Annotated in this window: 12 protein-coding genes; 3 read left to right on the plus strand and 9 right to left on the minus strand. The window is 53.9% G+C overall.

All coding sequences use genetic code 11. The features are described 5' to 3' along the window. Nucleotides 1–32 precede the first annotated feature (32 nt). The gene (amyA, locus tag AC1DUO_RS09450; protein ID WP_112151358.1) at nt 33–1,514 is read left to right on the plus strand and encodes an alpha-amylase; all 1,482 of its coding nucleotides are present in this window, start codon (nt 33–35) and stop codon (nt 1,512–1,514) included. Between the two features lie 32 nt (nt 1,515–1,546). Here the strand turns inward: amyA and AC1DUO_RS09455 are convergent, their stop codons facing one another. Genes AC1DUO_RS09455 through AC1DUO_RS09465 form a run of 3 tightly spaced genes read right to left on the minus strand, consistent with a single transcriptional unit; the run spans nt 1,547 to nt 5,181 of the window. Beyond that, nucleotides 1,547–2,890, minus strand: a complete 1,344-nt coding sequence (locus tag AC1DUO_RS09455; protein ID WP_240433058.1) for a hypothetical protein — start codon at nt 2,888–2,890, stop codon at nt 1,547–1,549. 28 nt (nt 2,891–2,918) lie between these two features. Continuing rightward, nucleotides 2,919–3,491: a J domain-containing protein gene (locus AC1DUO_RS09460; protein ID WP_119262279.1), complete on the minus strand. Its 573-nt coding sequence runs from the start codon at nt 3,489–3,491 to the stop codon at nt 2,919–2,921. Nucleotides 3,492–3,495: 4 nt separating this feature from the next. Further along, nucleotides 3,496–5,181 (minus strand): Hsp70 family protein, encoded by a 1,686-nt coding sequence (locus tag AC1DUO_RS09465; RefSeq protein WP_013577747.1) that lies wholly within the window; start codon nt 5,179–5,181, stop codon nt 3,496–3,498. Between the two features lie 201 nt (nt 5,182–5,382). On the opposite strand from AC1DUO_RS09465, the gene AC1DUO_RS09470 reads away from it, so the two are divergent. Both AC1DUO_RS09470 and AC1DUO_RS09475 read left to right on the plus strand, forming a co-directional pair. Next, a complete protein-coding gene (locus AC1DUO_RS09470; RefSeq protein ID WP_014416492.1) occupies nt 5,383–5,994 on the plus strand; it encodes a TetR/AcrR family transcriptional regulator in 612 nt (203 codons plus the stop codon). A 113-nt stretch (nt 5,995–6,107) separates the two neighbouring features. Next, on the plus strand, nt 6,108–6,788 hold the full coding sequence (locus AC1DUO_RS09475) for a type 1 glutamine amidotransferase domain-containing protein (protein ID WP_119262280.1): 681 nt from the start codon (nt 6,108–6,110) through the stop codon (nt 6,786–6,788). Nucleotides 6,789–6,852: 64 nt separating this feature from the next. Here AC1DUO_RS09475 and fbaB read toward each other — a convergent pair whose 3' ends face one another. The 6 genes from fbaB to AC1DUO_RS09505 form a co-directional block, all read right to left on the minus strand. Then, the gene (gene fbaB / locus AC1DUO_RS09480) at nt 6,853–7,902 is read right to left on the minus strand and encodes a class I fructose-bisphosphate aldolase (protein WP_119262281.1); all 1,050 of its coding nucleotides are present in this window, start codon (nt 7,900–7,902) and stop codon (nt 6,853–6,855) included. Between the two features lie 193 nt (nt 7,903–8,095). Continuing rightward, entirely contained in the window at nt 8,096–10,471 is a 2,376-nt protein-coding gene (locus tag AC1DUO_RS09485) for a virulence factor SrfC family protein (RefSeq protein WP_121019920.1), read from the minus strand. Further along, nucleotides 10,468–13,440 (minus strand): virulence factor SrfB, encoded by a 2,973-nt coding sequence (locus tag AC1DUO_RS09490; protein ID WP_477987139.1) that lies wholly within the window; start codon nt 13,438–13,440, stop codon nt 10,468–10,470. Before AC1DUO_RS09490 ends, AC1DUO_RS09485 begins: the two co-directional genes overlap by 4 nt. A gap of 4 nt (nt 13,441–13,444) precedes the next feature. Further along, on the minus strand, nt 13,445–14,794 hold the full coding sequence (locus AC1DUO_RS09495) for an SrfA family protein (protein ID WP_119262283.1): 1,350 nt from the start codon (nt 14,792–14,794) through the stop codon (nt 13,445–13,447). A gap of 210 nt (nt 14,795–15,004) precedes the next feature. Continuing rightward, nucleotides 15,005–15,412 (minus strand): hypothetical protein, encoded by a 408-nt coding sequence (locus AC1DUO_RS09500; RefSeq protein WP_013577740.1) that lies wholly within the window; start codon nt 15,410–15,412, stop codon nt 15,005–15,007. 243 nt (nt 15,413–15,655) lie between these two features. Further along, nucleotides 15,656–16,546: a dihydrodipicolinate synthase family protein gene (locus tag AC1DUO_RS09505; protein WP_014416491.1), complete on the minus strand. Its 891-nt coding sequence runs from the start codon at nt 16,544–16,546 to the stop codon at nt 15,656–15,658. Nucleotides 16,547–16,590 lie beyond the last annotated feature (44 nt).

Here is a 16,590-nt window from a genome sequence, read left to right on the forward strand (position 1 = left end):
TCATTTCCTGGTCATCTGAATGGAAAGTCTGTATGCAGAATCCTACGTTGTTTCAGTTCTTTCACTGGTATTACCCGGATGGGGGGAAGCTCTGGCCGGAGGTGGCCGAAAAAGCGGCCTGGCTGGCTGAGATTGGCATTACCGCTGCCTGGCTCCCGCCCGCCTATAAAGGCGAATCAGGGGGATATTCGGTTGGCTATGACACTTATGATTTGTTTGATCTGGGCGAGTTTGAACAGAAAGGCTCCCGAGCCACCAAATATGGCGACAAAGAGGGATTACTTGCGGCCATCGGCGCACTGAAACAGCATAAGCTGGGCGTCATTCTTGACGTGGTGCTCAATCATAAAATGGGGGCGGATGAGAAAGAACGCGTGCAGGTTAACCGCGTTAACATTGATAACCGTGAAGAAATCAGTGATGACATCATTGAAGCGGAAGCGTGGACACGTTTCATTTTTGCCGCCCGTGAGGGCCGGTATTCGAAATTTATCTGGGATTTTCACTGCTTCAGCGGTGTCGACCATATTGAAAACCCGGATGAACAGGGCATTTTCAAAATCGTTAACGACTACACCGGCGGCGGCTGGAACGATCAGGTCGACGACGAGTTTGGCAATTACGATTATCTGATGGGAGCCAACGTCGATTTTCGCAATAACGCGGTCAGCGAGGAACTCAAATACTGGGGCCGCTGGATCATGGAACAAACGAACTGTACCGGTTTCCGTCTTGATGCAGTGAAACATATTCCGGCCTGGTTCTATAAAGAATGGATTGACCATATTCAGGCGGAAGCCGAACAGCCGATGTATCTGGTCGCGGAATACTGGTCATTCGATGTCCAGACGCTGCAAAATTACATCCATCAGGTGGAAGGCAAAACCATGCTGTTCGATGCGCCGTTACAGCTGAATTTCCACCATGCTTCGAAGCAGGGAGCGGATTTTGACCTGACCACCATTTTTGATAACACCCTGGTTGCCGCCGATGCGGAGCATGCCGTGACCCTGGTGGCCAATCACGACACGCAGCCGTTACAGTCTCTTGAAGCACCGGTTGAGCCGTGGTTCAAACCGCTGGCCTACGCGTTAATCCTGTTGCGGGAACAGGGCGTGCCGATCGTATTTTATCCGGATTTATTCGGCGCAAGTTACGAGGATGAAGGGGACGACGGTAACAATTACACGATTGAACTGCCTGCGATTGTGCCACTGGAAGCGCTGATCAGAGCCCGTCAGCGCTACGCATGGGGGGCACAAACCGATTATTTCGATCACCCGAACTGCATTGCGTTTTCACGCAGCGGCACCGCAGAACACCCGGGCTGCGTGGTGGTGATGTCCAACGGCGAAGCAGGTGAGAAAACGATTGATCTGGGCGACAACTTCGCCGGTAAAAAATGGCGGGACGTGCTGGAAAACCGCGAGGATATCATTACAACCGACGAGCAAGGCAGCGCGCAATTTTACTGCGCTGCCGGAAGCGTCAGTGTCTGGACTCTGGCAGAGTAAAACAACAGCGGGTGGATTAACCACCCGCAACCTTAACGGAAGCCGAAAGCAATCAGCAGGGAATACCCCCCCAGTAATGCGATAAACGCTACAGCTCTGACGATTCCGGCACTTTTTCCCATCAACTGCCGCGGCAGCATCGCCAATATGATAATCGCGTTTAACGGCACGCCGTACCATTTCCAGTGTTTTGGTGCCATCATCCAGAGCACGCAAAAACTGCTGGCACTGAGTACACCATAATTGGTGAATGCCATAACCATATTTCCTGCGTCAGGCTTAAACATCGTGAAGAAGCCCAGCATTATTTTCACCATAATCGCGGTCGAGAGCACCGACAACACACATTCTGTCGCGCATAACATACGCGGGCGATAACGCAACTTTCGCTCCAGATAATGGTAACCGTGAATATACAACCCGATAATCGCGATGAGTAAGATACGCGAGCGCCACGGCTCTGGATGCTCACGCGTCGCCAACATGATCAGCAAAAGCCAGAAGCCGTTCAGGAAAACAGTTCCCCAACTTAGCGCTACCCGGGTTTCAGACAGGGTTTTCAGCAGCACAGAATTTAAATAGGGTAATAACGCAGGATGATACATTCTGATCTCTCTGAGTTTATTGCTCAGTGATGTCATAAAATCGGGTACCAGCTTTGCCCACCAGGGCACGGTTGCACCTTCAACCGTGAGTAACCGCAAGCGCAACCGATTCAGTGTTGAATCCTGATATGCACGTACCATCACCGACCAGTAACGTTTCGCACCAGTCATCTCAACCTGACGTTGCAGGGCCGCCAGCCTGTAAGGTGAGATGCCACCGGGCTGATAATGGTCGACATCCCAGCCCATAATGTCGGAGACCTTGATCAGAAGTGCGGAATATAACCCTTCACGATCACTTAATTGCGCTGCCAGTTCCTGACTGAACAATTCGTGCAGTTCAAGGTTTTGCAGCACATTGCTCTTGAGAAAAACATCCAGACGCTTAAGGCCGGCAGTTTCATCGTCCATCATTTCATCAGTAATTTCAGTTGCCTGTGAAATGATTTTTCGCCGTAGCGCAGTATCACGATAGGTTTCCTGCCTGATCTCATTGACGGGGTTAAACGGAGCAGGTTTTTGCAAAAAGGTCTGTGGGACAACCTCAGCAGATGGCTTATGCATTGTGACAACGTCACTGATTGTCGCGTCATTCCCCTGATTTTTCGCCGCATCAAAGGCTTCACGCAGACGTTGATACCCTTCAGGGTCCTGGTCCGGACGGGTATTTTTCAGTTGTCGGGCATAAGCCCGTTTAATCACGCTGAGATCCTGAGTCGGCTCAATGCCTAAAACTGACCAAATTCCCTGGCTGCTCATTCCATCGCCCACGTCATTAATCCTGAATTCAAAAGAAACATCAGTCTTCACCCCAGCGTGTACCGGAATCATCCCGGCAACGACTTCCGGCAGTATTTTCAATTTGCTGATGCAACGCATCAAGCTGACAAAGCGAAATCCCGACGGGCTGATAATGGTCAATTTCCCATCCCATCAGCGCGGCAACGTTCACCAGCACCGGGCGGGTCAGTCCTTCACGCTCCGCCAGGTCCCACGCCAGCTGCTGACTAAACATTTCGCGCAAYTGAAGATTTTGCAGCAATTCTTCTGACAGACAAACTTTCAGCAACGCCACGCCAGCCTGTTCATTTTCCAGCAGCAGGCTGACGGTATCGGATACCAGATGGTGGACCTGCGTCCGGCTGATTAATGCGTCATCAGTCATCGGCAAAAGGGGAGATGAATAAGTGACAGCGTCACTGGCATTCCACACATAATCGCCGCGCCGGGCTGATTCAAACGCTTCCCGCAGACGCTGATACGCTTCGGGATCCTGATCGGGTCGCGTGTTTTTGAGCTGCCGTGCATAGGCCCGCTTGATCGCGCTGATGTCCTGCGTGGCTTCTATCCCCAAAACTGACCAGATCGCCATCGGGCTATTCCCACTCACTGCGCAGATGCACCAGCAGCGCCTCAAATTCCTTACGCGCTGCCGCAATCTGCCGGGCATCCTGCGTGTCGAGCACATGTTCAAAGCGATACAGCTGAGCAGCGATAAACTGCCGCTGGTCGCCAAGGCTTTGTTCATAATACGCATTGGCTTCTGCCACCAGCTGGCGGTTTACCAGTTGCTCACGGGGATGCTGTTTGATGTTTTCCAGTTTCAGCAGACTTGCGGTAATTTGCGCAGGTGTCAGGCTGCCCGGCGCTTTCTCAATCACCAGTTTTTCCACCTGTCCGGTGCTGGTGATTTTACATTCCACTTCCAGAATGCCGTCGAGCGTGTAAGTGAAACGCACCTCGGCGCTCATTTCACCTGCCGGGCGCGGAGGCACATCAACGGCCAGCGATCCGAGCAGTATATTGTCGGCGACCCGCCGTGCTTCACCCTGATAAATGGACAGATTCAGGTACTTTTGCTGATCGGAGATCGTGACAATCGTTTCCACGCGACTCACCGGTACAAAGCTGTTTCGCTCAATCAGCGGCAGAAAATGACCGTCTTCGTAGCCGTCGCCTTTAGGGCGGGAAATTCCGATGCCGAGCGTAAACGGCATCACATCGGTCAGCACGATGTCATCGAGCGCCTGATCCTGCAAGACCAGTCCGGCCTGAATACCGGCACCGAGCGCCACGGCTTCGTCCGGTTGTAACTCACTGCGTGGGAAGCGCCCGAACAGACGGGCCACCGCCTGACGCACCAGTGGCATTCGCGTTGCACCGCCCACCAGCACCACATGATCCACTTCATCGGCGGAGAACCTGGCATCGCGCAGCGCCTGAATCACCGGTTTTTTCATCCGCTCCAGCGTACTTTCACAGCATTGCGCCAGAATTTCAGTGGTCAGCGTCCAGTTCAGCGATCTGTCATTCCACTGGTATCTGAGTGGCGTGCTGTCTTGCGTGGTCAGCTGGCATTTCGCTTTTTCCGCCAGCGTAATCAACTGACCGAAAAGGGCGTTATCGTCTTTATCCAGCTCCGGATACTGCGCCAGCATCCAGCCGGCAAGACTGCGGGTAAAATCATCGCCACCGAGGAATACGTCGCCGCTGCTGGCCCGCACTTCAATCACGCCTTCGAACATATCGATAATTGAAACGTCAAACGTGCCGCCCCCCAGATCGAACACCAGGAATTTCTGCTCCTGCTGATTCACCAGCCCGTAGGCCAGTGACGCCGCCGTCGGTTCATTGAGCAGACGTTCAACATGCAGTCCCGCCAGTTCACCGGCAGCCTTCACGGCCTTGCGCTGAATATCATTAAAATAAGCAGGAACGGTGATAATGGCGCGCTTCACCTCACAGCCACAATGTTGCTCAACATCCGCTTTCAGACTGCGCAGCAGAAGGGCGGAGAGCTCTTCCGCGCGAAAGTTTTGATGTCCAAGCCGGAACTGATGCTCCGTGCCCATGAAACGTTTAAAACTGGAAAGGGTGAGGTCAGGGTGGGTAAATAACCGCGCCTGTGCAGGCGCCCCGACCAGGACATGACCGTTATCATCGAGACCGATCACTGAGGGTGTCAGATTTTTTCCATAGACGTTAGGAACCAGAACGGACTGACCGTCTTGCCAGATGGCAACTGCGCAGTTTGAAGTGCCTAAATCTATTCCTATCAACATCCGTATCACCCCAGAAGCGTAAACTGTATATAACCGAAAGAACTTTCATCGGCCAAATTTACAGAAAGTTGAGGAGATTTTGTAGATTGCCGGATTTAATTCCTGACGAAAAACCGACATTTACCGGCACTGAGGAACAGTGGACATCAATTTTTTTCTTAACCACTAGACGACTGGTCTAATTCAATGTATTGTCAGCCCATGAACACGACAAAAGCATCTGACACAGGCAAAACTGACCAGCGTAAACACATTCTTGCTGTGGGGCAGTCCCTCATGGCGAAGAAAGGTTTCTCGGCAGTCGGCCTGAATGAAATTCTGACCACCGCGTCCGTACCGAAGGGGTCGTTTTATTACTACTTCACGTCGAAAGATGCATTTGGTGAGGAACTGCTGAAAAGCTATTTTCAGGATTACCTGTCTGCGATGGATGTTACCCTGGCCCAGCCGGGGCTGACGATGGCGCAGCGTCTGATGAATTACTGGCAGCAATGGCAGGAGAGTCAGTCATTTTACGACTGTCAGGGTAAATGCCTCGCCGTGAAACTGGGTGCCGAAGTGGCGGATCTTTCTGAACCGATGCGTCAGGCGCTGAATGATGGCACTTCCGGCATTATCAGTCGCATTGCCCGGGCGATTGAAACGGGAATTAAAGAAGGATCGATGGCCGTCAATGATGCGCCGCTGATTGCCGCACAAGGGCTGTATCAGTTGTGGCTCGGGTCAAGTGTGATGGTGAAAATTTTACGTAATACGCAACCTTTTGACGCCGCCATGACGATGACACAACAGATTATCCATCAGCCGCAGTAAGCTGATGCGTAACAAATGACACCTCACGTTGAGGTGTTTTTTTGAAAGTGATTACAAGACGACTGGTCTACTATATAAGTATCTCAACTGCTTCAACTACCTGGATAAACAACATGAAAATTCTGATGGTTCTGACTTCGCACGACAAACTGGGCAACACGGGCCGTAAAACGGGTTTCTGGCTGGAAGAGCTGGCAGCACCGTATTACGCTTTTAAAGATGCAGGCGCAGAAATTGTGCTGGCGTCCCCGGCTGGCGGCCAGCCACCGCTGGATCCGAAAAGTAACGAACCGGATTTCCAGACGCAGCAAACCCACCGCTTTGAAGCCGATGAACAGGCGAGGGCTCAACTGGCCTCCACCGTGCGTCTGGACAGCATTTCTCAGGCTGATTTTGATGCAGTCTTTTATCCGGGCGGTCATGGCCCGTTGTGGGATCTGGCGGAAGATACAACCTCCATTGAGCTGATCCAGTCATTCCAGGCTGCGGGTAAACACGTTGCGCTGGTGTGTCATGCGCCTGGCGTGCTGCGTCATGTGAAAGATGCACAAGGTAATCCGCTGGTACAGGGCAAAAAAGTCACCGGTTTCACCAACAGCGAAGAAGCAGCGGTTGAGCTGACCGACGTAGTGCCTTTCCTGGTGGAAGATGAACTGAAAGCACTGGGTGGTATGTATTCGAAAGGCGCTGACTGGGGTTCTTACGTAGTGCAGGATGGTCTGCTGATCACCGGGCAGAATCCGGGTTCTTCCGCAGAAGCGGCAGAATTGTTAGTTCAGCAACTGAGCAAATAATCGAAACAAGTAAACATGGCCGGAAGGGCAATCTTCCGGCCTTTTTTATTGTGCAAAATCAGGATCAGGCAATCGTCACTTTCGTATCCAGGTACACATCCTGAACGGCATTAATCAAACCCACGCCTTCTTTCATTGATTTCTTGAAGGCTTTACGCCCCAGAATCAGTCCCATCCCGCCAGCGCGTTTATTGATGACCGCTGTACGCACGGATTCCTGAATATCATTTTCACCTGCGGCACCGCCGGAATTAATCAATCCGGCCCGCCCCATGTAACAGTTCGCCAGCTGATAACGCACCAGATCAATCGGGTGCTCGGTCGTCAGTTTGGAATAGACGCGTTCATCGGTATAACCGAATTTAACCGCTTTGTAGCCACCATTATTTTCTGCCATTTTCTGTTTCACAATGTCTGCGCCGATGGTCGCTGCAAGATGGTTTGCCTGGCCGGTTAAGTCGGCGCTGGAATGGTAATCTTTGCCGTCTTTCACAAACGCCGGATTACGCAAATATGCCCACAACACTGTCACCATGCCCAGTTCATGCGCCCGCTCGAAAGCGGCTGAAATTTCTTCTATCTGGCGACGTGACTCTTCTGAGCCAAAATAAATGGTCGCGCCCACAGCCTGCGCACCGAGATTAAACGCCTGTTCCACACTGGCATACAGTGTCTGGTCATATTGTGTCGGATAACTCAGGGTTTCGTTGTGATTGAGTTTGACCAGGAACGGAATTTTATGGGCGTAGCGGCGTGAAACGGAAGCCAGTACGCCGTAAGTTGACGCTACGCAGTTACAGCCTGCCTCGATCGCCAGTTCAACAATATTTTTAGGATCGAAATACAACGGGTTCGCGGCAAACGAGGCGCCCGCAGAGTGTTCAACACCCTGATCGACCGGCAGAATCGACAGATAACCGGTACCGGCTAACCGTCCGGTGTTATACAAGTTTTGCATCGCAGCCAGTACGCGCGGCGAACGGTTATTGTCGATCATCACACGGTCAACAAAATCGGCGCCCGGCAGGTATAGCTGGTCTGAGGTGATGGTGGAACATTGATGCTGAAGAAGTGAATCGGCTTCTTTGCCTAACAACTTAGTGATATCAGTCATAATGGACTCCGTTTCTGCTCTGTGCGGGGCACAAAGCGGTGAATGATATTTTCTTACCCCACTAGGTATAGACGGATTACGCCGGGTTTGTGTGACTCATGCTGCGGTTATGTCTCTGTTTGACGTCAGCAACGCGCAGACACTCGCTGTAAAAAAAAACCGGAACAGCATTGTGCGGTTCCGGTTTTTGATATTAGTTGTTGGCTTTCAGTGTATTGAGTAATCGCTCCAGACTTTCCCGCCGCTGCGCAGGGATTTCCCCGCCCGCCGCGTAACCGGCGTTGCGCATGATGCTTTCCTGCAAACCGACCAGCCAGTCGTAAATGTAAAACGCCGTGGAATTGGTCGGCGTGGCAGAAAGTTTTGTCAGGCGGCGGGATGACTTCCAGCTTGCAACGCTTTTCTTCGGCTTGGCAAAAATCTTATTGCCCTTATTGATACGGCTTTCCGGGCGTCCGGCTTCTGCTTGCTTCTCAAAGCCCAGCCAGGCAACAAAATCACCGAGCACCGTCAGGGCACGTGAAACCTGACGATCCGCATGATGCTCATGTTCACGCGTCCCCGCAGATAACGTACCACTGAGTGAACGTACCAGCGCATCGCCCATGTTCAGACGGAAACTGGCGGTGATCAACTCTTCCATCAGCAACTCGACTGTTGGCTTAGCCACGCCAAGCAGGGCGATCAGCGGTTCGTTTTCCGGCAGGCTGCGCAGATGGTTAATCCAGTAACGCTGTACCTGGCGCGCAAACGCCGTGCCGTCGTCCGGTTTTTCCTGCCAGACCTGCACGTCCTGCTGCTCAGCGAATAAATCGATATCAATACCAATACCAAAACTTTCCACGCCAGATTCATCCTGCTCGCCCGTTTCGGCCTGCTTACCGGCATGTTCGTGATAAATACGGTGCAGTTCGTCGCGGCCGGGCAGCAGTTTTTCCAGCAGCTCGCCGTGAACACCCGTGCGGGTTTGCAGCGCTTTAATAACGGTCTGAACTGTGCGTTGTTTTTGTGCCGGATCGGCTTTGTCGCCCGCCTGATACCAGCGTCCGAGCAGGTTATCCGCCAGTTCACGACGCAGCTCGTCACGTATTTCGCTCAGACGGTTCAGCCTGATTTCCGGACGAATTTCAGCCGCCAGATAATCTGCCATACGTTGCAGACCGCGATCATCCATCGCCAGCAGCGCGCCCCAGGCATCACCTGGATTGCCCACATGACGCTGAACGGCCTCGTCGAAATGTGCCGATCCGCTCACGCGGCGATCGAACGGCGTGAATACCCACACCAGTCCCGGTTTGCGGCGGTCACGCACCTGCGTGTTTTCGCCGTGCATTTCTTTGACCCAGTATTCCAGCGTGCGGCCCACGGCAACCACGTCATCACGCACGTCAGCCGCCGTGCAAACCATCAGCATGTTCATTTCATGCCGGTCGGTATAACGCTCCGGCAGATAAGAAATTTTTGCGCGGAACAGATCGGAATGTTCATCCTCACCGCTTTCATCAGTCAGCGCGCCATAACCCGGCAGATCCAGTAAATCGATCTGCTCGAACAGGACTTCACGTGGTGGGGAAAGCAGGGGTATTTGCACTTCAGAGGCAAGCATGGTCAGCTCAGCTAGTGACAACGTCACAGATGGCGCGCTTTCATCTCCCCATTGCGGGCAAACCGGGATCTGAATATCCCAGCCGGGCGACTGACTGAAAATACCGTCTGCCGGTTGCATGGCGTCATCAACCAGAATGCTCAACGGTGCCAGCAGGCTTTCTGCACCGCTGAGGTGTTGCAGCGTGTGGGCATAGTGGCGATACGCTGCAGTCAGCGCAGGGTCGTTGCCCCATAACAGAGAGAACAGACGTGCGCGATCGTCGATGTTCAGATAAGGCGCGAGCTTCACCGCCACTGGCCAGTAATGTGCATTCAGATGACGGAAACGGCGGGGATCGAGGCGAATCATGGAATCCCATAATCCCATAATCTGTTCGCTGGTAAAGCCGTCTACCGGCTCCGGCTGACGGTGCATCATCAGTTTACTGAGGTGCTCGGTGATTTGCTGTGTGTCCGCCACGGGGTAATAACTGTCCGGCTGGAAAGCGCGGATAACGATGCGGGCAAGATCGGCTTCATTGAGCAGCAGCACACGAACCGGAAATGCGCGATCCCTGACGTCTGCCTGACGGGTAAAACGGGTGGCGAAACGCGCCACACGGTTACCGGGGTTAATCTGGGTCAGATAATCGAGCGTGACACCCCCGAGACGAGTCTCCAGTCGCCCGTAGTTACCGGCCGCCAGCGAACAAATCAGGTACGATTTCCCGGCCTGAGAATGCCCGTAAAAACCCAGTGCTGGCGGCAGTTCACAGGCCTGTGCCAGGCGCTGTGCTTTCTCGCGACAGCGTGTTAACTGCAAATTCAGCCGGTCGGCTTCCAGATCAAGACGCGGAGCTTCAGCGCGTGTGGCGTCGACCCAGCCCAGCGCCTCGCCGATGGTGTCAGATACCGCCGCAAACTGACGCTGCAAAACATTGGTGGTCAGACCGGCGTTTGTTTCTGTCGTGCTTGTTGTCATGAGACGAATACGCTCCCACTGTCGATCCAGTAATGGCTCTCGCCCAGTGTATTTAGCCGCAGGCGCAGGTGATGAGGAGGCACTTTGGTGCCGTTATCCAGCACCGCGCTGGCAATATCAAAAAATTCCGGCGTCGGATGATCTTCCCCTTTTTTCACCGCCAGTTTCACCCGCAGCACACTGTCACCCGCCACTTTACGCGCCAGTTCAGGTTMCGCGATGGACAGGGTATACAGCGGCGAGGCCGGCCAGCGGTCATTTTCCAGCTGGCGGAAGCCCAGACAAATGGCACCGCGAATGCGGAAACTGGCCGCACTATCGAGTTTGTAATCATGGGCATCAAGATCGATATCACCGTAACAAACGTTATCTTCAGTCAGCACCTGATTGCCGTCGAGCATACCGAGATAGCGCACGGTCGAATACGGCTGGAAATCACCGGCTTTGAAATAGAAGCCCGGCAGACGTAAATCCAGCGCCAGCAGACACAGCATTGCGCCGACGGCTGCTGTGGATTTCGGGTTGTCGATGCGCCCGAGTTTGTTAAACGGATACCAGCCGCTGGTGTGATAACCATCGAGTGACAGCATACGGTTGATCGGCAGCGGTTGCAGATGGCGGAACAACGCCTGAATGCCGGGGAAACGCGAAGGACGACCGGTCAGCAGCAACACATCGCAGTCATGCAACGACACCACTTCACACAGCGAACGCAGGTTCTGCGTAATGCTCATGCGGTTGGATAAAAACTCACTGTGCAGTTTGCTGAGTTTCAGTACCAGCGGTACCTGAAGAAGATCAAATACCGCCGAACCGGCAGGCAGAACGCGCTGGATTTCGGTATGCAGATAATCCAGCACTTTCAGCGTCGGTGTCTGTTCCAGCAATTCACCGAATGGCGCATCAATTTCTGCGTGGGTATCCAGCGGATCAAAGCGTTCGTAAACTTCCAGCACTGACCGCGCCAGCGGGATAAAAATTTGCAGCGTACTTTGCTGACGCAAGGTGGCATGCCCGTCCATGCGCCCCTCGCTACCAAACAGGCGCGTCATCAGGCTGTCCGGGTTAGCCAGTCCGGCTTTCTTCAGCGCCGCATGTAACGCAGGTAAAATATAGAGCTGAATGACATCCAGCAGAATATCGTCGCCCGCCACTTTAAAGCCTTCGCGGAACAGTAAACGCGGAGTGATTTTGACATTATTCCCCATCCCGTCATCGAGCCAGTATTGCGTGATGGCCAGATCGGTCGTCCCGCCGCCGATGTCAATCGAGGCGATACGGAGGGTTTTGCCCACCGGTTCATCGTCGGCCAGTTCGCGGTCAGGACGCGCCATGCTGGCAAAAAACTCGCCGGTATGACCGCCAAAATTCACCTGCGTTTCGTTGTAGAGATACACCATTTGGCCGCAGGTTGCTTCGTCCCATTCCATCTGCACATCCGGCACCGGCACGCTGCTTTTGGCTTTGTCGTTCTGGTTTTTAAACGCGTCGTCAGAGGGATGCCAGCCCATGGATTTCCACACCAGCCCGATGGCTTCCTGCATACGGCGGCGGAAAATTTCACGCTCCGGTTTCGGCATCGCCGAGGGCAGGGTCAGAATAATATTGCGTAACTGGCGCGGTGCGGAAGATCGCAGCATACGGGTGCGCTGCGCCGGGCTGTTAATTTGCATCAGCGCCTGCGCCAGCAGTTCCGACAGCATCAGCGTCATCACCGAGCTGCGGCTGTAATGGGCGGAGAACACCGGCAGGCGATCTTCCGCAGGCAGATCAGACAGCGGCTGACCGTCGTCATTGATCAGAAATGTCAGCGGCATGGCTGCAGCGACCGGCTCGGTAATCGCACCGTGACCGCCCTGGCTGAAACGCCAGCCCGGCGTATAACTGTCTTCATCCCACAAATAACGGCGCGGGCTGGAAATCCCGGTCGATCCTTCCGTTCCTTCGCGCAACAGTGCCAGACGACTGGCTTCCCGACCGGCGCGTAAAATTGACGGCCAGATAAAGGCGTCATCACGGCCGCTTTCGACAGAGAAATTCGGTTTACCAAAGCGAGCCTGGGCGAACTCCACCCGGCTCTCGAACAGTTCGTTATAGAGAAAATGCGGCTGAGAGAGGTCGCGCAGTTGCAGTTCGCAGGTTTGCTTCAGGCCATCGGTTTCGCCTGCATGGTCTTCCACCAGAATGCCGCAGGTGTGCGAGTTACCCACATCCAGAATCAGATCGACGTTAATCGCCGGTTCCTGCAACGTCGCGCCATTAATTTTCAGTTCAGGGATACCAAGCTGGCTGCCGAGCATTTCCAGCAGATTCAGATAATGTGCCTGATATTCGAATTCACGCAGGGCGACTTTAATATTGCGCGCTTCACGTTCCTCGCGGATAGCGGACTGCTCGGTGAACACTTCACGTAACCAGCCGTCCACCCAGGTCTGATCGAGGAAATCGGGCAGTTCTTCGTTATGCCATGCCAGCGCAAAGCTGATGCCGTTTTTGACGTCATCCGGTGTCGGTGCGAGCTGGGTTTGTTCGTCATCGCCTTCCACTACGCGGGTATCAAAGGCAATCACGACGCGGTGCGTGCTGCCATCCGCTTCCGGGGTATCCAGTTCACGGATTTGCACCCGCGCCCAGTTGTCGGGACCGGCCATAAAGGTGCGCGGCGGATTAAAGCGCAGGAACGGCAACGGCAGCCAGATCTGGTCAAGCAGTTTCAGCGACTGTTCCAGCGGGAAACTGAATTCAGGACGCACCACTTCCGGCGCACCGCCATCCACTCCCGGTAAAAAGTGACGACCATTTTGCGGGTTATAGTCGAGGCGCAATAACGGGCCGTTGGCGCTCTTGCGCACAAATTTGGCAGGCAGTCCGTCATCCCACACCGGCTTCAGCGCGAAGTCGAGGAACTGGATGCCGCTGTCGCGGATCAGGGTAATCTTTTGTTTAAAATCTGTAAGGGTTGCCAGCATGCTGTTATTTACCTTCACGCTTAATGGTCATTGGGTAAACCGTGTCGCCGGTATAACGACCCTGACACACGGCAGCGCCAGTCGCGCCCTGAGTACAACTGATTTCCGGCATCTGATAACGGGAGCCGTCGCTGCATTTCGCCCGGTAACGGCTGTTAATCACCAGATTTCCTGATTGCATCAGACCGGCATTTGCCACCGTGCGGCAGGTCACGCCCGCGCCGTAGGTAATTTTCACCGTACCCTGACCCTGTTTAAACTGATAACGCAACACCGGCGGTTTACCGGTAACCGGATCTTTGATATCCACCACCACATTCCAGTTACCGTTGAGAAATTTGGTCGAGCCGATTTTTACCGCATCAGGTGGCATCACTAAGGCATTTTTGCTGACAGGCACAGCCGGTACAGCAGCGACCGGTGTTTTTTCCACTTCCGCGACGGGCTCCGGAGAAGGCACCACCACAGCGGCCGGTGCGACCGGTAACGGTGTCGGTTCCGGCGTCTTCACTTCGGGGGATTTCACTTCTTCAGCCACCAGTGGCGGGGCAATCACCGCCGGTTCCGTTGTCGCAGCAGGTTTCGGCGCTTCGGCCTTCGCGGTTTCAACTTTTGGCGCAGGCGTACGGGAATATAACCAGCCTGCGGCAGAACCGGCGACGACCAGCGCCGCGACCGGCAGTGCCCAGATCAGCGGAGATTTTTTACGGCGCGGGGTCGCAACCGGTTCCGGCGCCGTAACTTCCTGTTCAGCCGCGCGGGCTTCAATGGTTTTAATTACCCGCACAGGTTCCGGCTTTTCAATGACCGGTTCCGGCGCTTTAATTTTTTCTGCTGCCAGTGACAGCGCTGGCAGGGGTTCATCGGCGGTCAGCGTGTTGCGCAGCGCCGCAAAAGGATCAGGATTACTGACGCTGTCGAGGCTCAGGAAGCCCCAGAAGGTCAGTACAGGCTGCCCTCCGACCAGATACACATGGTTTTGATCCGGAAAACGGAAGGCTTTTTCCAGTAACGAGCCAAAAAACTGAGTGGCGGGTTTCTCAGAAGATTTTGCCGCTTTGCTGATTTGCGACACGGTGTCGAGACAGTTCTCGAGCTGGCGCAAAGCCGATGCGCGCGCGGCATCTGTGGCAGCGGCCCAGGAAACGACTTTACCTTCACGGGGGGAATACCAGTCGAGGCGGTCACCGGCCTCATTAAGCTGCGGGATCGCCAGACAGTCGGCAATCACCGGTTGTTTACGCAGACGTAAGGTTTCGCGTAATTGCAGGGCTGATGCGTAAACCGGTAGCCCGTTTTCGCCCAGTGCAAGGATGTCATTGAGACTGCCACTGCGTAAAAATGATTTTGCCACGCCTGAATAGCCTTTATGTGTTTTGCTCCGCGCCAGCGCGCAGGCAGAAAAGGTTCATGATGCTGCCACTTTAGGCGATTTAAGCGAAATCAAACGGGTGAATAAGCGATAAAAAGGGTGGCTGTTTGTGGCGTGGAGCGCGAGGCAAAAGAGGGGAAACCCGTACGGGGGGCAAAACGCACTGTCAGCCCCCATGTGGTCGTCAGAAAATTACAGGTGGAAGTTATCGTACAGATGGCGTTCTATCGCCATCAGTTTGTTACGGTCATAATGACCAAAAAACAGCGGCCCGCCAATGGCGTTGATCGCAGCGCCACTGGCTGTGATCGCCGCCGATTTAAAATCACCGGCTTTTATCGCCCCCGCAGTATCACGTGCAAATACCCGGGCTTCTGAAAGTGAAGCCGATGTTTCGTAAAGGCGTCCGTTTGTCACCGCAGTAATATTGCGTGAGATGCTTTGGTACGCCTGCTCCGAAATACCGACATTGGCCTCGCGCAGCATTCTGTTAACGCAATACACCGCCTGCGCGTAAATCGAGAACTTGGTGGTTCTGATTATTTGTTGCTCAAGCTGCCCTCTGCGAAAGAGTCCCTGACCATTATCACCATATGGCATTATCATTCCTTTTGACTTTCAGTTAAAAACAAACCTCTCCGCGCGGCGGAAAATAGCCTTTCAGCCGCGACGCATAATAATAGAAAGCGATTTATTCCGACCCCTTAAAATCAGAAAAAAGTGATATGACGCAAGGATAAAACGGCAGGGTAACACGCTGTAAGATAATGACATTCACGCTGTGAATGTCATTAGATTTAGAAAGGAACTTAATTAATAATCCACCCTGTTTCAGGCAGTTTTTCAGTGCTGAAATAAGGTATCAAGCACGGAAGTAAGATGCTGACGGGCATCGGCCGACAACGACTGAAGCGGTAACGGCAGACAAGGGGCCGATACCAGGCCAAGAATTTCCGCTGCGGCGGCCACAACGCGCAGGCTGCCGTGCTGGCGGAATAGTTCCCAGAGTGGCTCTAACTGAGCAGACAGTGCCTGCGCAGTCTGCGCATCGCCTTTTTGCGCCGCGCGGGTGATCGCCAGCGGAATTTCCGGGAACAATCCGGCAATGACGGAGTACCAGACATCGCCGCCTTGCGTCAGCACCGTGGCGGCCGCCAGATCGCCCGCCGCGCCAAGTGTCACATGAGAAGGGACAAGTCGACGGAGTTGGTCAAGCCGTTTACGCGTGACGAGCGGATCCGCTGAAAGTCCGGGAATTTTGATACTGCCCACATGCGGCAACTGCGCGATACGTCCGTAAAGCTCATCGGTGAAATCGAAATGCGTGGTGGCCGGATTGTCGTAAACACACAACGGCACGGAAAGATGTCGGCTGACGGTTTCATACAGCGTAAACACTTCATCTTGCGTCAGTTTCTGATACGACACCGGTGCCAGCAACACGGCGCTGACGCCTGCCCGCTGGGCATCTTCTGCAAGATGCAATACATCGGAAGTCCGCACCGAGCCGATACTGACCATCACCGGAATGCCGTTGGCGTGTTCTACTGCCAGCCGCGCAACGCGGTCGCGTTCACTGTGCTTCAGATAGGCATAACTGCCCGTCGAGCCGAGCGCACCAATGGAGTCCACACCCGCACTGACCAGCCGTTCCATCAGCCTGACAAAAGATTTCTCATCAATACCTTTTTCAGTCAGCGGCGTAAGAGGAAAAGCACTTAATCCTGTGAACATCGGGTTCTCCCGTAAGGGTTAATTAACACGACTCATCATAGAGC

The organism is Rahnella sp. P4_A8, from assembly GCF_056402435.1.